Below are 20,246 nucleotides of genomic sequence, written 5' to 3' on the forward strand. Positions count from 1 at the left end.
CTCGTGATCGTCTTCTCAGGTGGGACATTACTCCCTGGGCAGCGTGATTTCGCGAGTGCCCCCGTGGGCTTAGGACAAAAGTCCAGGGTCAGACTGAGACTGGTGGAGGAACGGACCGGGGAGGTGCCGGGGATGCCGGAGCTGTCGCAGGAGACCGAGCGGGGGAGGGGTGCCGCGCCCTTCGGGCTGGCCGAGGTGACCGGCCCGTCGATGGTCCCCACGCTGTACCAGGGGGACCAGCTCCTGGTGCGGTACGGGGCCCGGGTACGGGCCGGTGACGTCGTCGTCCTGCGTCACCCCTTCCAGCAGGACCTGCTGGTCGTCAAGCGCGCCGTGGAACTGCGCGAGGGCGGCTGGTGGGTGCTCGGGGACAACGCGTACGCGGGCGGGGACAGCACGGACTACGGAACGGTGCCGGAGGAGTTGATCCTCGGCCGGGTGCTGTTCCGCTGGCGGCCGCTGCGGCCCGGTCAGCGCTCGCCGCTGGCGGTGGTGCGCTGGGCGCTCTCGGCCGCGAGGCCGGTGCTGTCGTCGGACCGTTCGGGCCGTTCCGCCTCCTGGCGTTTGCGGGCCCGGTAGGCGGCCACGTTGGCGCGGGTCGCGCAGCGGTCCGAGCAGTAGCGCCGGGAGCGGTTGGTGGACGTGTCGAGGTAGGCGTTGCGGCACGGCGCCGCCTCGCACAGGCCGAGGCGGTCGACGCCGTACTCGGTGAGGTGGAAGGCCAGGCCCATCGCCGCGATCGCCGCGTAGCCGGCGGTGGCGTTCGAGGGATGGTCGGCCAGGTGCATGTGCCACAGCGGGCGGCCGTCCTCGTCCCGGTGGTCGTGCCCGGAGATCTGCGGGCTGACCGGGAACTCCAGCAGCAGTGAGTTGAGCAGGTCGACCGCGAGGGTCTCCTCGCCCTTGTCGGCCGCCTCGAAGATCGCGCGCAGCCGGGTCCGTACCGAGCGGAAGCGCGTGAGGTCGGCGTCGGTGGCGCGCCGGGCGGCCTGCTGCTGGTTGCCGCCGAAGAGGTCACGGACGGCCTCGACCGACGTCAGGGCGTCCTTGCCCCGGCCCGGCTCCTCACTGTTGACGAGCCGGACGGCGTAATCCGAGTAATAGGCCAGTTCCACTTGTAGTCCTTACGAGGGCGCTCTATGGTCGGTGGTGCGGTCGGGTAATGGCCGGTCGTGCTTCCAGGGTATTACGGGACGTGGACGGTGGAGGGTTGCCATGAGCGACATCAGAACCGGGGCCGACTGGGGAGCCTGGCAGGGCAGCTGGGACCGGCAGCAGGAGTGGTACATGCCGGACCGTGAGGAACGGTTCCGGATCATGCTCGACATGGTCGAGGCGCTCGTCGGCACCGCACCCCGCGTCCTCGACCTGGCGTGCGGCACCGGCAGCATCACCGCCCGGCTGCTGGCCCGCCTCCCCGACGCGGTGAGCACCGGGGTCGACCTCGACCCGGCCCTGCTGGCCATCGCCGAGGGCACCTTCGCGGGCGACGACCGGGTCACGCTCGTCACCGCCGACCTCAAGGACCCGCAGTGGGTCACGCGGCTGCCGTACGACTCGTACGACGCCGTGCTGACCGCCACGGCCCTGCACTGGCTGCACACGGAACCCCTCGCGGCCCTCTACGGTCAGGTCGCGGGACTCGTCCGCGACGGCGGTGTCTTCATGAACGCGGACCACATGATCGACGACAGCACGCCCCGGATCAACGCGGCGGAACGGGCGAGGCGGCACCTGCGCATGGAACAGGCCAGGGCGGCGGGGGCACTGGACTGGGCCGAGTGGTGGCAACTGGCGGCGCAGGACCCGGTACTGGCCGGGCCGACCGCACGGCGGTTCGAGATCTACGGCGAGCACGCCGAAGGCGACACGCCCTCGGCGCAGTGGCACGCGCGCGTGCTGCGCGAGAAGGGGTTCGCGGAGGCCAGGCCGGTGTGGTGCTCGCCCTCGGACACGCTGCTGCTGGCCCTCAAGTAGCGGCGGCGGCGAGCCGAAGGGGCGGTACGGGATCCCGTACCGCCCCTTCGGCGTCGTACCGCTACAGCACCTTCGACAGGAAAGACTTCGTCCGGTCGTGCTGGGGGTTGGTCAGGACGTCGCGCGGGTGGCCCGACTCGACCACCACACCGTCGTCCATGAAGACCAGGCTGTCGCCCACCTCGCGGGCGAAGCCCATCTCGTGGGTGACGACGATCATCGTCATGCCGTCCTCGGCCAGGTCCCGCATCACGTCCAGGACCTCGCCGACCAGCTCCGGGTCGAGCGCCGAGGTCGGCTCGTCGAACAACATCAGCTTCGGCTGCATGGCGAGCGCGCGGGCGATCGCGACCCGCTGCTGCTGGCCGCCGGAGAGCTGCGCCGGGTAGTGCCCGGTGCGGTCGCCGAGGCCGACCCGGTCGAGCAGGCGCTGGGCGCGTTCCCGGGCCACGGCCTTGGTCTCGCCCTTGACCTGGACCGGCGCCTCCATGACGTTCTCCAGGGCCGTCATGTGCGGGAAGAGGTTGAAGCGCTGGAAGACCATGCCGATCTCCCGCCGCTGCGCCGCGACCTCCTTCTCCTTCAGCTCGTAGAGCTTGTCGCCGTGCTGGCGGTAGCCCACCAGCTGGCCGTCGACGTACAGCCGGCCGGCGCTGATCTTCTCCAGATGGTTGATGCACCGCAGGAACGTGCTCTTGCCGGAACCGGACGGGCCGATCAGGCAGAACACTTCACGCGGCAGCACCTCCAGGTCGATGCCCTTGAGGATGTGCGCGAGCCCGAACGACTTGTGCACCCCCTCCGCCTTCACCATCGGGGCGCCGCTGCTCGGCGGGGTGATGTCCTTGGCGAGAGAGCTCATCGGGCCACCTCCGGGCGACGCAGCGAAGTCCACTGGGACAGGTTCCTCCGCAGGCGCTGCAACGGGGTCGGCGGGAGACTGCGCGAGGAGCCGCGGGCGTAACGGCGCTCGATGTAGTACTGCACGATGCTGAAGACCGTGGTCAGCATCAGGTACCAGATGGACGCCACGAAGTACATCTCGACCACCGCCAGCGAGGTGCTGGAGATGTCCGTGGCCCGTTTGATCAGCTCGTTGAACTGGACCACGTACGCCAGCGACGAGGTCTTCAGCATGTTGATGAACTCGTTGCCGGTCGGCGGCACGATCACCCGCATGGCCTGCGGCAGGATCACCCGGCGCAGCGTCTGCCCGCGGGTCATGCCCAGGGCGTGCGAGGCCTCCGTCTGGCCCTCGTCGACGGACTGGATGCCGGCCCGGACGATCTCCGACATGTACGCGGCCTCGTTCAGGCCGAGGCCCAGCAGCGCCGCCAGGAACGGCGTCATGACCTGGTTCATCTCGTTCTTGTAGAACCCCAGGTTCAGGATGGGGAACACGAGTGCGATATTGTACCAGAGCAGCAGCTGGACCAGGACCGGCGTGCCCCGGAAGAACCAGACGTAGAACCAGGCCACCGTGCTGGTGACCGGGTTCGACGACATCCGCATGATCGCCAGGATCACGCCCAGGACCAGGCCGAGCACCATGGCGAGCACCGAGATGTACAGGGTGTGCCAGGCGCCCGACAGGATCGTCCCGTCGGTGAGGTAGTCCGGGACGATGCCGTAGTTGATGTTCGCGTTGGAGAACGCGACGCCGACCAGCACCAGGATGGCGATGACCACCGCGGCGGCCACCCAGCGGCCGTAGTGGCGTACCGGGATCGCCTTGATCTGCTCCGGCGGCACCGAGGGCGCCGGAGTCTTGTCGACCGTGTCAGTCACAGTGACAGCCCTTCATAGACCTTGTCGGCCCTCAGTCGTGCCCGAGGCCGTTCAGGAGCCGCCGTTGACCTTGCCCTCGGTGACCGCGCCCTGGGTGACGTTCCACTTGGCGAGGATCTTCTGGTAGTCGCCGTTCTTGATGATGGCGTTCACCGCGGCCTGCAGCGCGTCGCGCAGCTGGGTGTTCTCCTTGCTGACCGCGATGCCGTACGGGCCGGCCTCGATCTGGTCGCCGACGACCTCGAAGTCCTTGCCGCCGCCGGAGGTCTTGGCGTTGTAGGCGGCGACCGGGAAGTCGTTCAGGTCGGCGACGGAGGCGCCCTGCTTCAGGCGGAGCAGCGCCTCCGGGTCGGTGTCGAAGGTCTGCAGGTCGATGGCCTTCTTGCCGTCCTTCGTACACTTCGTGCTCTGCGCCTTGGCGATGCCCTCGGACGTGGTGCCCTTCTGCAGGGCCACCACCTTGCCGCACAGGTCGTCGAGGGACTTGATGCCCTTCGGGTTGCCCTTCTGGACCAGGATCGAGGTACCGGCGGTGAAGTAGTCGACGAAGTCGACGCCGTTGCCGACCTTCTTGCCGTTGTCGGAGTCGATGCCGTTCTGGCGGTCCTTGGTGTCGTTCATCGCGGACATGATCACGTTGAAGCGCTTGGCCTGGAGACCCACGATGAGCTGGTCGAACTTGCCGTTCTGGAACTGGAACTGCACGCCCAGCTGCTTGCCGAGCGCGTCCGCGATGTCCGGATCGACACCGACGGCCTTGCCGTTCTGCATGTACTCGACCGGCGGGTAGGCGATGTCGGAGCCGACCTTGATCACACCGGCCTTGCGGATGTCCGCGGGCAGCTTGCCCGCGAGCGGAGCCGAGGAGCCCGCCGAGGAGGACGAGCCGTTGTCGCTGCCCTTGTCCGTGTGGTCGCCGCAGCCGGTGAGCAACAGAGTGCCTGCGACCGCGATCGCACCGAACGCTGCGGTCCTGGAGCGCGCGACGGTGGTACGACGGGTGGAGCGTGCGGTCATGGTGGGTTCCTCCGGCGGTGGTTTGAACAAGCCGATATACCGATGTGTCTGATATGTCGATAAGCCGATGGGTCGACGGAAACACACACCTTCGGGTGTCGCGACCTCGTGGGTTTACGGCATCCTGCCATTGGGATTGCTCCATGCAGGTGTGCGACGATGTCAAAATCGGATAACGGGTGAACCCCGAACCGCGTCAGGCTGCATCTCTGCGGCCCTCGCCCTCGCGCATCTGCGGGATTTCGACGCTCCGACCGGAAGATCTTCGGTTCATCTCCGGTTCATCTCACGCTGTGGTCGGGCGCCATCTCGCGGCCTTCCGGCCGCTCATCTGTCGACTGTCTACGACATCCGTGATGTGACCTTGCACCTATTCGACTCGTCGCGGGTGCCGCCCGTCCGGTAAGAAGGGTCATTACACCCCTCATCCGGGGCTCAGGGCGCGTGTGCGGCGCGCCCGTCGCGCAGGTGCTCGTACGTGCCACCTCGTACGTATCAGTGATCGGGCTCTGCGCGGTGCCCGCCCACCCCCTCACCGGGAGTGGCCGACCCTCAAACCATGCATACCTAAGGGGTAAGACAAGTGGCAGCGGAGATCGTCAATCCTCGCAGCGACAGCACGACGGACCAGGACGGCGGGGCTGAGCCCCTCGATTCCTTCGATCCGGCGTTCGCGCTGCACCGCGGCGGCAAGATGGCTGTGCAGGCCACCGTGCCGCTCCGTGACAAGGACGACCTTTCCCTCGCGTACACGCCCGGAGTCGCGCGCGTGTGCACCGCGATCGCGGAACAGCCCGAGCTGGTCAACGACTACACCTGGAAGTCGTCCGTCGTCGCCGTCGTCACCGACGGCACGGCCGTGCTCGGCCTCGGGGACATCGGTCCCGAGGCCTCCCTTCCCGTGATGGAGGGCAAGGCGATCCTCTTCAAGCAGTTCGGCGGCGTGGACGCGGTCCCGATCGCCCTCGACTGCACGGGCGTCGACGAGATCGTGGAGACCGTCGTCCGGCTGGCCCCCTCCTTCGGCGGAGTCAACCTGGAGGACATCTCGGCACCGCGGTGCTTCGAGATCGAGCGCAGGCTCCAGGAGCGGCTGGACATCCCGGTCTTCCACGACGACCAGCACGGCACCGCCGTGGTCACGCTGGCGGCGCTGCGGAACGCGGCCCGGCTCAGCCGGCGGGAGATCGGGCAGCTGCGGGCGGTGATCTCGGGCGCCGGCGCGGCCGGGGTCGCCATCGCCAAGATGCTGGTCGAGGCCGGTATCGGCGACGTCGCCCTCGCCGACCGCAAGGGCATCATCTCGGCCGACCGCGACGACCTCACCGACGTCAAGCGCCAGGTCGCCGGGTTCACCAACAAGGCCGGGCTCAAGGGCACCCTCGAGGACGCGCTGGCCGGCGCGGACGTCTTCATCGGCGTCTCCGGCGGCACGGTCTCCGAGGAGGCCGTCGCCTCCATGGCGGAGGGCTCCTTCGTCTTCGCCATGGCCAACCCGAACCCCGAGGTCCACCCCGACGTCGCCCACAAGTACGCGGCGGTCGTGGCCACCGGACGGTCGGACTTCCCGAACCAGATCAACAACGTGCTGGCGTTCCCCGGGATCTTCGCCGGTGCCCTCCAGGTGCGGGCCTCCCGGATCACCGAGGGGATGAAGATCGCGGCGGCGGAGGCGCTGGCGGCGGTGGTCGGCGACGATCTGGCCGCCGACTACGTCATTCCGTCTCCCTTCGACGAGCGCGTCGCACCCGCGGTGACCGCGGCGGTGGCGGCCGCCGCGCGGGCCGAGGGGGTCGCGCGCCGCTGACCTGAATGGCCTCGCTCTGCCCGGGCGAGGCCGTTCTTCTGCCCACCCGCCCACCCGATCGGGTGTTCACGAGGTGACCGCTGTGCCGGTGGCCGCCGCCCCGGTGGGTGGGCGCCGAGCGCGCGGTTCCCAGCGCCCCGGCCGGAGTGCAAGAGGGGATGTGTCACAGCGGCCCCCGGTTTCGCGCCCGGCGCCGGGAACCTATCGTCGGGCCTATGTTCGCCGTCTACGCCGCCCGAATCGACCGCGACCAGCCGCTCTCCGGCCTCGAGTTGGGGGACCGTCCCGCCCCGACCGCCCGGCCCGGCTGGAGTACCGTCGATGTGCGGGCCGCCTCCCTCAACCACCACGACCTCTGGTCCCTGCGCGGCGTCGGCCTCCCGGAGGACCGGCTGCCGATGATCCTCGGGTGCGACGCCGCGGGCGTCGACCAGGACGGCAACGAGGTCGTCCTGCACTCCGTGATCGGGCAGAGCGGTCACGGGGTCGGCCCGAACGAGCCCCGGTCCATCCTCACCGAGCGCTACCAGGGCACCTTCGCCGAACAGGTCGCCGTGCCCACCTGGAACATTCTGCCCAAGCCCAGGGAGCTGTCCTTCGCGGAGGCCGCGTGCCTGCCGACCGCCTGGCTGACGGCGTACCGGATGCTCTTCACCAACGCCGGCGTACGGCCCGGCGACTCCGTGCTGGTGCAGGGCGCCGGCGGTGGGGTCGCCACGGCCGCCATCGTCCTCGGCAGGGCCGCCGGACTGCGGGTCTTCGCCACCAGCCGCGACGAGGCCAAGCGTAAGCGGGCCCTGGAGCTCGGTGCCGTCGAGGCGGTGGAGCCGGGCGCCCGGCTGCCGCAGCGGGTGGACGCCGTCATCGAGACCGTCGGCGCCGCCACCTGGTCCCACTCGGTGAAGTCGCTGCGCCCCGGTGGCACCCTCGTCATCTCCGGCGCCACCAGCGGCGACCGCCCCTCGCACGCCGAGCTGACCCGGATCTTCTTCCTGGAACTGAAGGTCGTCGGCTCGACCATGGGCACCAAGGACGAACTGGAGGACCTGCTGGCCTTCTGCGCCACCACCGGTGTGCGCCCCGTCATCGACGAACTGCTGCCGCTCGACCGTGCCCGTGAGGGCTTCGAGCGGCTGGCCTCCGGCGACGTGTTCGGGAAGATCGTCCTCACGAACCAGTGAACGGCGGCCGCACCGGCTCCTCCGTCAGCGCTTCGGGGTGCGCAGCAGCGCCCCGATGCGTGCCGCCGCCGTCGACAGCTGGCCGCGGGCGTCGCGGAGCTGTTCGGGGGTGACGCCGTGGTCGCGGGCCGCGTCCCGGATGTCGTCGCGGAAGCGGTCCAGGAGCCGGTCGAGGTCACGGGCCGGGTCACCGGTGTCGGTCTCGTCGCCGTGCGCCCACGACGGGACGTACTCCGCGGGGAAGTCCTCCGGTGTGTCCGAGTACTCCGGCGACGGTGCCTGGGCCGGCTTGCGCAGGTCCGGTCCCGTCCCCGCCTCCTGCTCGGGGCGGCCGAAACCGAAGTCCTTGCCGAACCCCTTGCCGTAGTCCTTCCCGAACTCCCCGAACTCCTTGACGAGTTCGCTCAGTCCCTCGCGGACGCCCGTCGGCCAGTCACCGCGCGCGAAGTGGTCCTGGACGTGCTCCTGCACTCTGCGGGCGATGCGCTGCATCTCCTCCTGGGCCTGGGCGCGGGCGTGCGTCTGGGCCTCCTGGGCCTGCCGGCGGGCCCGCTGGGCCTCGTCACGGGCCCGGCGGCTCTCGTCCTTCGCGCGGCGGGCCTGCTCCTTCCACTCCTGCTTGACGCGGCGCATCTCCTCCTTCGCGGCCCGCCACGACTCCTTGTCCCCCAGGTCGGTGGACTCACCGGCGCTCGTGCCGCCGCTGCCGCGCCGGGCCTCGGAGGCGGCCGCGCGCACCTCGCGGCGCAGGTCACCGGCAGCGCCGCGCACATCGGCCCTTATCTCGGCGGCCAACTCGGCCACCGACTCGCGGATCTCGAGCTCCAGGTCGGCCAACTCGCCGCTCCGGTCCGCCAGTTCCGCACGGCCGGCGTCCGTGATGGCGTAGACCTTGCGGCCGCCCTCGGTGGTGTGGGTGACCAGGCCCTCCGCCTCCAGCTTGGCCAGGCGGGGGTACACGGTGCCGGCCGACGGGGCGTACAGGCCCTGGAAGCGCTCCTCCAGCAGCCGGATCACCTCGTAGCCGTGGCGCGGAGCCTCGTCCAGCAGCTTGAGCAGGTAGAGGCGGAGGCGGCCGTGGGCGAAGACGGGGGGCATGTCAGAGCACCTTCTTGTCGGTCGTACCGTCAGTCGTGCCGTCAGTCGTGCCGCCGGCCGGGGCGGAGGGGGCGGCCGGGGTCGGTTCCGTGGGGGGCGTGGCCTCCCAGGCCGACTTCTCGTCCTCGTCCTCCTTGGGCGGCCGGCGCAGCAGGGCGATGGAGCCGGAGACCGTGGTGGCGCGGAGCTTGCCGTTGCCCGCGCCGAGGCGGCCGGTGATCTTGTGGGCGCCCCACTGGCCGTGCACGCGCAGTCCGTCGAAGGCGTTGGAGATCGTGCCGCTCGCGGTGTTGGCCTCCACCTCGGCGTCGGCCGGGTGCGGCAGCCGGATGGCGATCTCGCCGGAGACGCTGGTCAGTCTGACGTCGGTGGGGCCGTCCGGATCCAGGTCGATGATCATGGAGCCGCTCACCGACTCGGCGCGTACGGCGGAGCCGGACCCCTCGACCACGGTCAGGTCGCCGGAGACGGAGTTGAACCGCAGGTCGCCGGTGACCGCCTGGGCCTCCAGATTGCCGGAGACGGTGTCCGCGCGGACCTCGCCGGAGAGGCCGACCAGGGTGGTGTCGCCGGTGACGCCCTTCACCACCGAGGTGCCGCTGATCCCCGAGACGACCGCGGCGGCTCCGACCACGCCCACCTCCACGTGGGTGTCCGCCGGGACGGTCAGCGAGACGACGGCGCGGCGGCGCCAGCCCTTGCGGTCGAGCCACTTGAGGAAGCCCTTCCAGGGCAGGTCCTCGTAGGCCACGGTCAGCGTGCCGTCCTGGTGCGTGACGATCAGGGGCGGTCCCTCGATCTCGGAGATCTCCAGTCGGGCGGAACCCTCGTCCGCGCCCACGACGTTGACCGTTCCGTTGACGACGCGGACATGCAGATCGCTCACGGGGGTGTCGAAGGTGAGCTTCCTGGGTTCAGCGACGGACCACTCGGACATGGTGCGGACCTCCCTCGGCCGGGCATGCGGCTGGATGTGGACGCGGGTGCCGGCTGGCAGTTCGCGCCATATCGCGTCTTCCAGAAACACGATATATCGTGGCCGTGCGAAGTCAAGGCGCTCTTTCGCAGGAGGGGCCGGCCGCGGAGTTGACGGCGGGCGCGAAGGCGTAGGTGACACAACGGGCGAAGTGGGGACGAAACGCTTAGCGTGAGGGCATGCCGATGGACCGGTCCGGCGTGGCGTGGGGTGAGGTGTGCGTGGGGCTGCCGACCGTCATCTGGGGTGCCCGGCGGCGCAATGTGCCGTGGATCGCGGCGGGGGTGGTGCTGGTGGTGCACGGGGTGCTGGAGCTGTCGTACGAGACGTTGCTGCCCCGGGACTGACCGGCCCGGGGCGCTTCACCCTCGTCCTGCTCCTCGCCCTGCCCCCGTCCTACTCCTCGTCCTCGTCGTCCAGGCGGGCCAGCCAGGTCGCCAGGCGTTCCACCGGGACCTCGAAATCGGGATTCAGGTCGACGAACGTGCGGAGTTGTTCCGCGAGCCACTCGAAGGTGACCTCTTCCTCGCCGCGCCGCTTCTCCAGTTCCTCGATGCCTCGGTCGGTGAAGTACATGGGTCGCTCTCCTGCATGCCTGTGTGGATGCCCGGTGATGGGCACCTATCAGCCTAGGCGGAGGGCGAAGGCGTGCCGTCGGCGAAGGGTAGGGCTCCCCTTCCGGGGGAAGGACTCTTTCCCCGTGGGATGGGAACGGCGGTGTCTTCCCGTGCGGAGAGGGCGGGAAACCACGAACGGTACGGCGTAGGGAGCACACGGGGCTCGGGGATACGGGGGAGCGGGGGAGCGGTATGGAGCAGGACGTCACGCGGATCGCGCGGGTGCGGTTGCCGGACGGCACACCCGTGTGGGCGCGGATCTCGGGGGCCGCGGAACTGGAGGTGCCGTCGGGGGAGTTGTCGTTCACGGACACCGGGCTGACCGAACGCGTCGAGGCGAGTGTCGAGAGCCTCGGCGCGCTGGTCAACGGGGTCGCGCGGTCGCTCGCCGAGCCGCTGCGCGCCGTGCGGCCCGACGAGGTGAGCGTCGAGTTCGGGATCGAGCTGACCGCGAAGGCCGGGAAGGTGGTGGGACTGCTCGCCGACGGGGAGGCGAAGGCCGCCATCACCGTGACCCTCACCTGGAAGGGAGACGGCCCACCTGATCCGGGCGGTCGGCATCCGGGCGGTCGGCCCGGTGGTGGGTCGGCTGGTCCGGGGGGTGGGTCTGGTGGTGGGTCGGCTGGTCCGGGGGGTGGGTCTGGTGGTGGGTCGGCTGGTCCGGGGGGTCGGCCCGGTGGTGGTTCGGTGGGTCCGGAGGGTCGGCCCGGTGGGGGGCCGTCCGGTCCGGAGGGGGCGTCCGGCGCGGGTCCGGGGGATCGGGGCGGGCGGGGTGGTGGTGGTCCGGTGGGGCCGGATATGCGGGCCTGGGGTGGTCCGGTAGGAACCGACGGGCGGGACGATGACGGAACGGCGGGGCCTGGTGGCGGGGGCGGTGATGTCGCCCGCGGCCGCTCACGGCCCCGCGCGGGCGCGTCCCGTGGCGGCTTGGTGCACGGGGGCGTCCAAGGGGCCGGTCCGGGGGGCGCGGCATGACGGACGGGTACGACGGGGGCGCATCCGGCGGCTGGGATCCGGCCCACCATGCGCTGCGTGAACTCGTCACGGCGGCCACCGTACGCATCCACCGCACGGGCGTCGGGTATGCCCCGGAGGAGTCGGGGGCGTTCCTCGGCAGCGGCTTCTTCGTCGCACCCAACTGGGTGCTGACCTGCGCTCATGTGATCCACGGCGGAGAGGGGGGCGAGGTCACCGTGATCTATCAGACCGGCCCCTACGACGAGCCGCGCGCCGTACCCGGCAAGGTCGCGGCCACCCTCCCGGAGCAGGTCGAGGGCCCCGTCCAGGGCAGCTGGCCCGCCCCCGACCTGGCCCTGGTCCGGTTGCGCGAGCCGGTGGACCACGCGTGCGTGTACGTCTCCGAGCGGCCGATGCCGCACTACACCGAGGGCCGGGTCTTCTACGCCGGCTGGGCCCCCTTCCAGGGCCGCCCGCAGCCCCTGGACGGCTTCCTGACCGTGCACGGCACCATCGGCGGCTGGTCGGCGGGCGCCCAGATGCGCCTGGGCGCGAACGAACTGCCGCTCGGCGTCTCCGGCGGTCCCGTGATCGACCCGGTGCGCGGCGAGGTCGTCGGCGTGCTCAAGTCGCGTTCGGACCACGGGCCGGGCGGCACGTCGATCGGCATCGAACGGCTGCGCACCCTCCCGGTGGCGGCGCCGAACGCCCGGCCGCACGACCTGTACCGGCACGGCCTGCGTCACCACGACCCCTACCAGCACGACCTCTACCAGGCCGTCTGCCACGCCCACGACCGCCACCACCGCGACCGGCAGCAGCCCAGCGACTCGGGGCGCCCCACCTGGACCGACCTCCAGGCCGAACTCGGCGCCCGTCCGGGCCGCACGCTGAGCCCGCACGAGCGGGTCGAACTGCTCGGCCGGCTCGCCGACCTGCCGCCACCGGACAGCACCCGGGGACTCCTCGACATCCTCCACTCGCTGCCCGGCTTCCGGCTGCCGACCTTCTCGCCCGCACCGCGCGGCTGGCGCGACGGCCTCGGCGCGCTCTACGAGAACGTGCGCCACGACGGCGCGCTCCGGCTGGTCACCGAGTACGCGATGCGTGTGATGACCGCCGAGCGTCCCGTCACGCCCTTCGTGCTCGCCGCCGAACAGGCCCTGTGGGAGTGGATCAGGCAGGCCGCGACCCGCCTGGACAGCGACTACCGCAGCGAACTCGCCCGCAGGCGCGCCCAGCACCTCGGTGACCGGCAGCGCGTACGCCCGGGCCGCGACCGCGCCGACCACCGGGCCGGGGAGGCGGCGGCCGAGGCGGCCCTGGCGCACCGGACCGGCGAGCTGGTGACGCACCGGGCCGGGGACCCGATGGCCGGGGAGGGGCGGGCGCATCCCCGTGACATCGGGCTCGACCAGTCCGTCCTGCTCGAAGTGGAGCACCTGGCCTGGAACCGCGACCGTTGCGACTGGTCGGTCGCGGTGCTCCGGCCGGACGGCGAGGTGACCCGGCTGGACGACGGGCAGGGCGCCCCGCTGGCCGACCTCGCCGCGCAGGTCGCCGGGCCGCTCGCCGAGGCCTTCCGGCGCTGTGACGAACCCGGCCGGCCCGTCCCGCTGCACGCGGCCCTGCCGCACCTGCTGCTCGACCTGCCGGTGGACGAATGGCGGCTGCGGCCGGGCGCGGAGCCGCTCGGCGCCGAGCGGCCGGTGGTGGTCCGCTGCAAGGACCGCGACCAACTGACCGGCGAGGACGGCTGGTACGACGATCTCCAGGGCGACGATCTCCAGGGCGACGATCTCCAGGGCGGCGATCTCCAGGGCGGCGAACTCCGGAGTGACGAACTCGACGGCGGTGAACTCGGCGGCGGCGAACTCCAGGGCGGTGCACCGCACGGCTACGGGGCCGGGTTCCCCGGCGTCGACGAGGCTGCCGACCGCCGGGCCCGCTGGCACCCCGCGCACCCGGAGGGCGAGCGGGCCGTGACCCGGGCCAGGGCCGAGATACTCGACTGCGACGACGCGGTGCGCCGCCCGGTGTCGGAGGTCGCGGTGCTGCGCGCCCTCGCGCCCGGCACCGTCCCGGTGCTGTGCCGCCAGGGCGACCTGCGCTATCCGGACGACGCCACCGCCCTCGGCCGGATCGTCCGGGCCGGGTACGGGGTGGTGCTGTGGCGGCGCTGGACCCGCCGTACGGACTCCGTGTGCGGGGAGTTCCACCGGGGCGCCCGGATGACCGTCGACGACGCGGACGGCGCCTGGGCGCTGCCCGACCTGGTGCACGGCCTGCGCAAACAGGTGCGCGAGGGGCTCACGGAGGCGTTCTGGGCCAAGGACATCGCTCTCCTGTACGACGATCCGCACCACCCCCTGCCCGGTGCGGGGGACCTGCTGGAGGCGCCGTGAACGCGCGCGCCCGGTGTGAGGCCCTTACGGGCTGTGCTGAGGGTCGATAACGTGAAGCACGTTCGACGGCTGCCGTGGGTACGGGACGGACGAGTGACGACGAGGACCGGACATGACCGAATCCAGTGAGTGGCTCATCTACCGAGGCGCCGGGGAACCCCACGACGGCATGAACAGGCTGCCCCCGCCGCCCCCCTGGCGGGACTTCTCCGGCCGGGACGCGGCGGACGGCGGCGACGGCTCGCGGGACCGCAGGCTCGGTGCGCACCGGCACCTGGCCGAGCTGCACCGGCCCGGCGCCGAGGAACTGGAGATGATCAACGCGGCGCTCTACCTGCGCCGTCCACTGCTCGTCACCGGCAGCCCGGGGGCGGGCAAGAGCACACTCGCGCACTCCGTCGCGTACGAACTGGGCCTGGGGGACGTGCTGCGCTGGTCCATCGTCAGCCGCTCCGCGCTGCGCGACGGCCTCTACCACTACGACGCCATCGCCCGGCTCCAGGACGTCCAGATCGCCGCGCAGGGCGGGTACGGCGCGGCGGGCGGCACCCCGGGCGCCGTCGAGGCGATCGGGAGTTACATCCGCCTCGGCCCGCTGGGCACCGCCCTGCTCCCCTCCGACACGCCTCGCGTGCTGCTGATCGACGAACTCGACAAGAGCGACATCGACCTGCCCAACGACCTCCTGAACGTACTGGAGGAAGGGGAGTTCGAGATACCCGAGCTCCAGCGGATCGCCGACCGGCTGCCGGACGGCGAGGCGGAGGTGCTCACCGCCGACGGCACCAAGGTGCGGGTCCGGGACGGCCGGGTGCGCTGCCGCGCCTTCCCGTTCGTGGTCCTGACCAGCAACGGCGAACGGGACTTCCCGGCGCCGCTGATGCGCCGCTGCATCCACCTCCAGCTGGACCGCCCCGACCACAACCGGCTCGCCACGTTCGTCCGCGCCCACCTCGGCGACGAGGCGGCACGCGCGGGCGACGACCTGATCAACCGGTTCCTCGAGCGTTCCCGCAGTGAGCTCCTCGCCACCGACCAGCTGCTGAACGCGATCTATCTCACCGACGCGGCCGCCCCGCCCAGCCGTGACCGCCTCGCCGACCTGCTCATCCAGCGACTCGACCGCCCGAGGTGAGCCGCTGATGCCGGACGCAGCACCGCGAAACGGCCCCGTCCCACCCGACCCGGACCACGCCCCGCCCGCCACAAACCACGCACCACCCACCCCGGACCACGCCCCGCCCGCCCCTGGCCATGACTCACCCGACCCGGGCCGTGGTGGGTCCGCCCCCGGCCGGACTGCACTCGCCCAGGACCGCGCGTCCTCCGTCCCAGACGCCGTCCCGGCCGGGGCGGGGCAGGGCGGGGTGGGCGGCTCGGGGCAGGTCCCGGTCGAGCCGGGGCGTGACCCTGGGGGCGACGGTGATCCGTTGGTCGAGTTCGTGCGGCGGTTGCGGGAGGTCGGGCTCGATCCGGATGCCGAGGGGCTGAGCGATGCCCTGTGGCTGGCCCGGTACGCGCGGTCCGGGACCGGGGCGGCGGACGGTGCGCCGGATTCCGGTGCCCGGCCGGGACCGGCCGTGGGGGCCGTCGTGCCGCCGAAGGCACCGCCGGGGGACGTGCCGTCCGCAGGGGGCGGGGACCGGCCGGTCCGACCGCCGTTGGCCGTCGTCGGGGAGGGCGGGGCCGAGCGCCGGGCGGCCCTGTACCCGGTGCCGCAGCAGCACGGCGTCCCGCGCGGCGCGGCCGTCGGGCGGATCACCGGGCTGCCGGTCGGCGTGCCGGCGGCGCCCGCACTGCCCGCGCCACTCGAACTCCAGCGCGCCCTGCGGCCGTTGCAGGCCTACCGCAGTGCTGCTCCGCCGCTGCGCACCGAACTGGACGAGACGGGGACCGCCGAACAGAGCGCCCGCGCGGGCGGCCTGGTCCTGCCCGTGTACCGCGCGGTGACCCGGGGGGACGCCCGCCTCCAACTGGTCCTGGAGGCCTCGCCGTCGATGCGGGTCTGGGACCGCATGTTCGACGAACTGGTACAGGTGTTCAGTCAGTTGGGCGCCTTCGCCGACATCCAGGTCAGCCATCTGCACACCGGCCCCGACGGCGAGGCCACCCTCGGCCGCAGCGCCGACGCGCACGCCGCCCCGCTGCACACCGCCGACCGCCTCAGCGACCCGACGGGCCGCCGTATCACCGTCCTGGTCAGCGACTGCGCCGGCCCGCTGTGGCGCAGCGGCCGCGCCCACCGGCTGCTGCACCACCTGTCCCGGCAGGCCCCGGTCGCCGTGCTCCAGCCGCTGCCGCAGCGGATGTGGAGCCGCACCCGGCTCCCGGTCACCTACGGGGAGCTGAGCCGTGGCGAGACGCTGGGCGGCGCCACCGCGCTCCGGGTGCGCACCCCGGCCGGGAGCGCCGCGAGCGGTCCCCGCGGTGCAGTACCCGTGCCGGTGCTGCCGCCCGAGCCGGTGGCGCTCGGGGCGTGGGCGAGGCTCCTCGCCGGGATCGGCGCCGGGCCGGTGGCGGGCGCCGTCGGCTGGGTCCGCGCGGACCAGCCGCCCGCCCCGTCGACCCGTCCCGGGCGCGCCCTGTCGGCGATCGAGCGGGTCAGCAGGTTCCGGTCGACGGCCTCCCCGAGCGCCGGCCGCCTCGCCGTCTACCTGGCCGCGGCCCCGCTCTGCCTCCCGGTGATGCAGCTCGTCCAGCGCACCATGCTGCCCGACTCCGGCCCCTCGGAACTCGCCGAGGTGCTGCTCGGCGGCCTGGTCACCCGCGCCCGCGAGGACCACGGCCCGGACGGCACCCAGTGGTACGAGACGGAGCCCGAGGTGCAGGAGGCGCTGCTGTCCACCCTCGGCCGCGACGAGGCGCTGCTCGTCCTCAAGCACTGTTCCGAGTACATCGAGCAGCGCTTCGGCAAGGGCGGCCCCAACTTCCCGGCCCTCGCCCTCGCCCAGCTCGGCGACGGCGGCTCCGGGCGCCCGTACCCCCCGCCGGGCACCGGTTACCCGGCCCGCAACGGCGACCACGGGGACGCCACCCTGGTTCCGCAGCCCTTCGCGGAGGTCGCCGCCCGGGTGCTCGAACGCTTCATGCCGCTGCCCGAGCAGTTCCGTCTCTTCGGCGGCCGCGACACCGCCCTACGACCGGGGGAACGCCCCACGCACCAGGCCGTCGGCCGGGCCCGCGCGCTGCTCGTCCGGTTCGACACCGAGGGCATGGTGCAGGACCTCATCGACGCCGTGCAGCTGCTGCGCGGCGCCACCGAGCACGAGCAACCGCCGGGGGCGGACCCGGAGCTGTGGGCGCAGTACGCCGTCTGCACCCTGCGGCTGTGGGAGGTGCAGGGCGGCGCCGACCTGCTGCGCGAGGCCGAGGAGGCCGCGGAGCGGGCCGTGGCGCATCCGCACGCGCGCCGCGAACGCGCGGTGCTGGCCCGGGTGCTGGGGGCCGCCGCCACCGACCGCAGGCGCCGCGGCGACCGGGCCGGCGCCCTCGACCTGCTGCGCCGCGCCGACCGGGAGTACGCGGTGGCCTGCGGCGCCCCCGACCTCGACCAGCAGGAGGCGCTGCGGCTGACGCTGGAACGGGTCGGCGCGCTGGAGGCGCAGTGGCGGCTGGGCGGGGACAGCGCGCTGCTCCAGGGCGCGGTCGGCATGCTGGAGGCGTTCGCCGACGCCTGGCCGGACCGCAGGCACCGGCCGCCCGAACTGCCGCTGGCCCACGGCCGGGTCCTGCTGCGCCTGTCCGACGCCACCTCCGACCCCGAACAGGCCCGCGGCTACGCCGAACAGGCCTCCCGTTCGCTGCGCGACGCCCTGGAGTCCGCCCCCGGGGCCCCGGACCGGGTCCGGGTGCGGCTGGACCTGGTGGACGCCCTGCTGCGCGCGGGCGGCGCCCTCGACGAGGCCCAGGACCGGGTCGACGAGAGCCTCGCGGTCACCCGCAGGCGCGGTCAGCGGGCCGCCCTGCACCTGCGGGCCGGGCGCATCCGGGTCGCCCGCCACGCCGAGACCGGCGACCCGCGTGAACTCCGGGAGGCGGCGGACGCGTTCGCGAGCGCGGCGGCGGACATGCCGCGGGACGACCCCGGCTACTCCCAGGTCCTGGCCGAGTGGGGCGAGGCCCTGCTGCGGCGGGCGGCCTCGGAGGGCGGCGACCGGGCGTGGGCGCCGTTGTCCCAGGCGATCCGCGTCCTGCGGGACTGCCGCCGGGAGACCCCGGCCGGCCACCGCGACACCGGGCACCGGCTGCTGCTGCTGGGCCGCGCCCTGATCCTGCGCTACCGGCAGCGCGGCGACCGCGTGGACCTGCGGGAGGCGGAGCACCTCTTCGGGCTGGCGGCGCACGCGGCGGCCGCCGCGGACGATCCGCTGCTGGCCGCACGCTGCCGGCTCGACCTGGGGCAGACGCAGTACGAGGCCTACCGCAGCCTCGGCCGTCCGGCCCGGCTCGACGAGGCCGTGGACGCGTTCCGGCTCGCCGCCGAGTCGGCCCGGGAGGCGGAGGCCGCGGCCCGTACCGAGCGGGGCCGTCAGGAAGCGGTGGAGCTGGGGGCTCAGGCCCACCACTGGCGGGGTATGTCCTACGAGGCGGCCGCGCGCCCACGGGCCGCCCGCGAGGCCTACCGCGCCGCCCGCGCGGAGTGGGCACGGCTGCCCGAGGGCACGCTGCCCACGGGGACGCCGACGGCTCGGGACACCGCCGAGCGGCTGGCCGAGCTGGACTGAACGCGCAACCGAGTGGAGGGAACGGGGACATGAGTGAACGGGACGAGGCGTCGCCGGCGGCCGGTGAGCCGTTGCCGGATCTGCTCGGGCTGGACCTGGAGGAGCTGAGGACCGTCGAGCATCCGGTCCTGCGCGAAGTGCTGGACGCGCTGCGGGAGCGGACGGCACGGCCCAGCGAGATGCTCTGGGGCTTCAACAACGCGATGTGAAGCGGACCTTGCGCTCATTACGCTGCTTGCGCTGGTTGTGAGGCATCTGCCGCAGTACCGGTCGGTCGCGTTCGGTCAAATGTAATCAGAAAAAGGCGATTTCGATCGCAACGGGTTTGCGTCCGGTCTCCGACCGGGAAAGCGGCCTGATACGGCGGGAACGGCGTACGGCATGGGGGTGCTGGAGTGTCCACGACCGGTCACCCCTTCCGCCAGTTCATCGTCAAGGTGCACGGCCGCTGCAACCTGGCCTGCACCTACTGCTACCTCTACGAGGGCCCGGACCGCACCTGGCGCACCCGCCCTGCGGCCGCCGCGCCCGCCGTCCTGGAGCGCACCGCCGACCGCATCGCCGAACACGCGCGCACCCACGGTCTGACCGCGGTCTCCCTGGTCCTGCACGGCGGCGAGCCGCTGCTGGCGGGCGCCGGTACCCTCGCCCGCTTCACCGAGGCCGTACGCACGCGGCTGCCCGCCGGCTGCGTGGTCCTGCCCACCGTCCAGACCAACGCCACCCTCCTCACCGAGGACCGTCTCACCGTCCTGGCCCGGCACGGCATCCGGATCGGCATCAGCCTCGACGGCGGCCGCGCCGAGCACAACGCGCGTCGCGTCGACCACGCCGGGCGGCCGTCCTGGCCCGCCGCGGCCCGCGGGGCCCTCCTGGTCGCCGAACGTTTCCCGGCGTCGTACGCGGGCGTCCTGACCGTCGTCGACCCCACCCTCGACCCGGTGGAGACGTACGACTCCCTCCTCGAACTCCGGCCGCCCGCCCTGGACCTGCTCCTGCCGCACGGCAACTGGTCGGCGCCGCCGCCGCACTGGGGGGAGGTCCGGTACGGCGACTGGCTCTGCGCCGTCTTCGACCGCTGGTGGTCCGCGGGGCACCGGGAGACCCGGGTCCGGCTGTTCGAGGAGTGCCTCGCCCTGCTGCTCGGCCTGCCCGCGGCGACCGAGTCCCTGGGGCTGGCCCCCTTCGACGCGCTCGTGGTGGAGACCGACGGGTCGATCGAACAGGTCGACTCGCTGAAGTCGGCGTACGAGGGCGCCGCCCGGACCGGCCTGGACGTCTTCCGGCACGCCTTCGACGACGCGGCACGCCACCCGGGGGTCGCCGCCCGGCAGACGGGCGCGGCGGCCCTCGCCGACGACTGCCGGGCCTGCCCGCTGCTGACCGTGTGCGGCGGCGGGCACTACGCCCACCGCTACCGGGCCGGACACGGCTTCCGCAACCCCTCCGTGTACTGCGCCGACCTGCAGCGACTCATCCGACACGTGTCCGGCCGGCTCACCGTGGACGCGGTGCCCGCCCCGGCCTCTCGCGAAGGGGGCACCCCGTGATGTTTCCGGAGGTCCCGGAACCGGTCCTCGCCGAACTCGGGCGCACGGAGGGCGGCGCCGACACGCTCGCCCTGCTGATCCGGGACCAGGACACCCGGCGGCTGCTCCTGCTGCGCGCCGTACTGGACGCGGTGCAGGCAGCGGACCCC

The 20,246-nt window shown here is 72.7% G+C and carries 17 protein-coding genes and 1 pseudogene; 11 read left to right on the forward strand and 7 right to left on the reverse strand.

The window, feature by feature from the left end; all coding sequences use genetic code 11:
- Positions 1-132: 132 nt before the first annotated feature.
- Positions 133-579: a nickel-type superoxide dismutase maturation protease gene (gene sodX, locus AB0G52_RS07845; protein ID WP_132888980.1), complete on the forward strand. Its 447-nt coding sequence runs from the start codon at positions 133-135 to the stop codon at positions 577-579.
- Here sodX and AB0G52_RS07850 read toward each other — a convergent pair.
- Positions 471-1,115 carry a CGNR zinc finger domain-containing protein gene (locus tag AB0G52_RS07850; protein WP_132888809.1) on the reverse strand — a complete coding sequence of 215 codons (645 nt, stop codon included), beginning with the start codon at positions 1,113-1,115 and terminating at the stop codon, positions 471-473. The genes sodX and AB0G52_RS07850 overlap by 109 nt on opposite strands.
- A gap of 100 nt (positions 1,116-1,215) precedes the next feature.
- Between AB0G52_RS07850 and AB0G52_RS07855 the strand changes: the two genes are divergently transcribed.
- Positions 1,216-1,977 carry a class I SAM-dependent methyltransferase gene (locus tag AB0G52_RS07855; protein WP_132888810.1) on the forward strand — a complete coding sequence of 254 codons (762 nt, stop codon included), beginning with the start codon at positions 1,216-1,218 and terminating at the stop codon, positions 1,975-1,977.
- Positions 1,978-2,038: 61 nt separating this feature from the next.
- Here the strand turns inward: AB0G52_RS07855 and AB0G52_RS07860 are convergent, their stop codons facing one another.
- The 3 genes from AB0G52_RS07860 to AB0G52_RS07870 are packed head-to-tail and all read right to left on the reverse strand — an operon-like array spanning position 2,039 to position 4,782.
- Positions 2,039-2,839, reverse strand: a complete 801-nt coding sequence (locus AB0G52_RS07860) for an amino acid ABC transporter ATP-binding protein (protein ID WP_132888811.1) — start codon at positions 2,837-2,839, stop codon at positions 2,039-2,041.
- Complete coding sequence (locus AB0G52_RS07865) at positions 2,836-3,765, reverse strand: amino acid ABC transporter permease (RefSeq protein ID WP_132888812.1); 930 nt, start codon at positions 3,763-3,765, stop codon at positions 2,836-2,838. Before AB0G52_RS07865 ends, AB0G52_RS07860 begins: the two co-directional genes overlap by 4 nt.
- Before the next feature lie 51 nt (positions 3,766-3,816).
- A complete protein-coding gene (locus AB0G52_RS07870; RefSeq protein ID WP_132888813.1) occupies positions 3,817-4,782 on the reverse strand; it encodes an ABC transporter substrate-binding protein in 966 nt (321 codons plus the stop codon).
- A 583-nt stretch (positions 4,783-5,365) separates the two neighbouring features.
- Here AB0G52_RS07870 and AB0G52_RS07875 point away from each other — a divergent pair.
- Complete coding sequence (locus AB0G52_RS07875) at positions 5,366-6,589, forward strand: NADP-dependent malic enzyme (RefSeq protein WP_132888814.1); 1,224 nt, start codon at positions 5,366-5,368, stop codon at positions 6,587-6,589.
- A gap of 215 nt (positions 6,590-6,804) precedes the next feature.
- On the forward strand, positions 6,805-7,770 hold the full coding sequence (locus tag AB0G52_RS07880; RefSeq protein ID WP_132888815.1) for a zinc-binding dehydrogenase: 966 nt from the start codon (positions 6,805-6,807) through the stop codon (positions 7,768-7,770).
- Between the two features lie 24 nt (positions 7,771-7,794).
- Here AB0G52_RS07880 and AB0G52_RS07885 read toward each other — a convergent pair whose 3' ends face one another.
- Both AB0G52_RS07885 and AB0G52_RS07890 read right to left on the reverse strand, forming a co-directional pair.
- A complete protein-coding gene (locus AB0G52_RS07885) occupies positions 7,795-8,868 on the reverse strand; it encodes a helix-turn-helix transcriptional regulator (RefSeq protein WP_361334704.1) in 1,074 nt (357 codons plus the stop codon).
- 1 nt (position 8,869) lies between these two features.
- Complete coding sequence (locus AB0G52_RS07890; RefSeq protein ID WP_361334707.1) at positions 8,870-9,805, reverse strand: DUF4097 family beta strand repeat-containing protein; 936 nt, start codon at positions 9,803-9,805, stop codon at positions 8,870-8,872.
- 218 nt (positions 9,806-10,023) lie between these two features.
- On the opposite strand from AB0G52_RS07890, the gene AB0G52_RS07895 reads away from it, so the two are divergent.
- A complete protein-coding gene (locus AB0G52_RS07895; protein ID WP_165939354.1) occupies positions 10,024-10,191 on the forward strand; it encodes a hypothetical protein in 168 nt (55 codons plus the stop codon).
- Between the two features lie 49 nt (positions 10,192-10,240).
- Here AB0G52_RS07895 and AB0G52_RS07900 read toward each other — a convergent pair whose 3' ends face one another.
- Positions 10,241-10,420 (reverse strand): DUF6104 family protein, encoded by a 180-nt coding sequence (locus AB0G52_RS07900; protein WP_023586593.1) that lies wholly within the window; start codon positions 10,418-10,420, stop codon positions 10,241-10,243.
- Between the two features lie 233 nt (positions 10,421-10,653).
- Between AB0G52_RS07900 and AB0G52_RS07905 the strand changes: the two are divergent.
- The 6 genes and pseudogenes from AB0G52_RS07905 to AB0G52_RS07930 all read left to right on the forward strand — a co-directional run.
- Positions 10,654-11,145, forward strand: a pseudogene (locus tag AB0G52_RS07905) (CU044_2847 family protein); the annotation flags it as partial.
- A 287-nt stretch (positions 11,146-11,432) separates the two neighbouring features.
- Complete coding sequence (locus AB0G52_RS07910; RefSeq protein ID WP_361334710.1) at positions 11,433-13,823, forward strand: trypsin-like peptidase domain-containing protein; 2,391 nt, start codon at positions 11,433-11,435, stop codon at positions 13,821-13,823.
- Between the two features lie 112 nt (positions 13,824-13,935).
- Positions 13,936-14,958, forward strand: a complete 1,023-nt coding sequence (locus AB0G52_RS07915; protein ID WP_132888818.1) for a MoxR family ATPase — start codon at positions 13,936-13,938, stop codon at positions 14,956-14,958.
- Positions 14,959-14,965: 7 nt separating this feature from the next.
- Positions 14,966-18,547 (forward strand): SAV_2336 N-terminal domain-related protein, encoded by a 3,582-nt coding sequence (locus AB0G52_RS07920; protein ID WP_361334713.1) that lies wholly within the window; start codon positions 14,966-14,968, stop codon positions 18,545-18,547.
- A gap of 29 nt (positions 18,548-18,576) precedes the next feature.
- Positions 18,577-18,756 (forward strand): FxSxx-COOH cyclophane-containing RiPP peptide, encoded by a 180-nt coding sequence (gene fxsA, locus AB0G52_RS07925; RefSeq protein ID WP_132888820.1) that lies wholly within the window; start codon positions 18,577-18,579, stop codon positions 18,754-18,756.
- A gap of 186 nt (positions 18,757-18,942) precedes the next feature.
- Positions 18,943-20,097, forward strand: a complete 1,155-nt coding sequence (locus AB0G52_RS07930) for an FxsB family cyclophane-forming radical SAM/SPASM peptide maturase (RefSeq protein WP_361334716.1) — start codon at positions 18,943-18,945, stop codon at positions 20,095-20,097.
- The last annotated feature ends 149 nt before the right edge of the window (positions 20,098-20,246 follow it).

This window comes from Streptomyces sp. NPDC021562, assembly GCF_040640875.1.
GTDB lineage: Bacteria > Actinomycetota > Actinomycetes > Streptomycetales > Streptomycetaceae > Streptomyces.

What these genes read in the sequence shown, in the direction of transcription:
- sodX (WP_132888980.1), top strand. Translation starts at nt 133, where the DNA reads ATGCCGGAGCTGTCGCAGGAGACCGAGCGGGGGAGGGGTGCCGCGCCC.
- AB0G52_RS07855 (WP_132888810.1), top strand. Translation starts at nt 1,216, where the DNA reads ATGAGCGACATCAGAACCGGGGCCGACTGGGGAGCCTGGCAGGGCAGC.
- AB0G52_RS07860 (WP_132888811.1), bottom strand. Translation starts at nt 2,839, where the DNA reads ATGAGCTCTCTCGCCAAGGACATCACCCCGCCGAGCAGCGGCGCCCCG.
- AB0G52_RS07870 (WP_132888813.1), bottom strand. Translation starts at nt 4,782, where the DNA reads ATGACCGCACGCTCCACCCGTCGTACCACCGTCGCGCGCTCCAGGACC.
- AB0G52_RS07880 (WP_132888815.1), top strand. Translation starts at nt 6,805, where the DNA reads ATGTTCGCCGTCTACGCCGCCCGAATCGACCGCGACCAGCCGCTCTCC.
- AB0G52_RS07885 (WP_361334704.1), bottom strand. Translation starts at nt 8,868, where the DNA reads ATGCCCCCCGTCTTCGCCCACGGCCGCCTCCGCCTCTACCTGCTCAAG.
- AB0G52_RS07890 (WP_361334707.1), bottom strand. Translation starts at nt 9,805, where the DNA reads ATGTCCGAGTGGTCCGTCGCTGAACCCAGGAAGCTCACCTTCGACACC.
- AB0G52_RS07895 (WP_165939354.1), top strand. Translation starts at nt 10,024, where the DNA reads ATGCCGATGGACCGGTCCGGCGTGGCGTGGGGTGAGGTGTGCGTGGGG.
- AB0G52_RS07900 (WP_023586593.1), bottom strand. Translation starts at nt 10,420, where the DNA reads ATGTACTTCACCGACCGAGGCATCGAGGAACTGGAGAAGCGGCGCGGC.
- AB0G52_RS07910 (WP_361334710.1), top strand. Translation starts at nt 11,433, where the DNA reads ATGACGGACGGGTACGACGGGGGCGCATCCGGCGGCTGGGATCCGGCC.
- AB0G52_RS07915 (WP_132888818.1), top strand. Translation starts at nt 13,936, where the DNA reads ATGACCGAATCCAGTGAGTGGCTCATCTACCGAGGCGCCGGGGAACCC.
- AB0G52_RS07920 (WP_361334713.1), top strand. Translation starts at nt 14,966, where the DNA reads ATGCCGGACGCAGCACCGCGAAACGGCCCCGTCCCACCCGACCCGGAC.
- fxsA (WP_132888820.1), top strand. Translation starts at nt 18,577, where the DNA reads ATGAGTGAACGGGACGAGGCGTCGCCGGCGGCCGGTGAGCCGTTGCCG.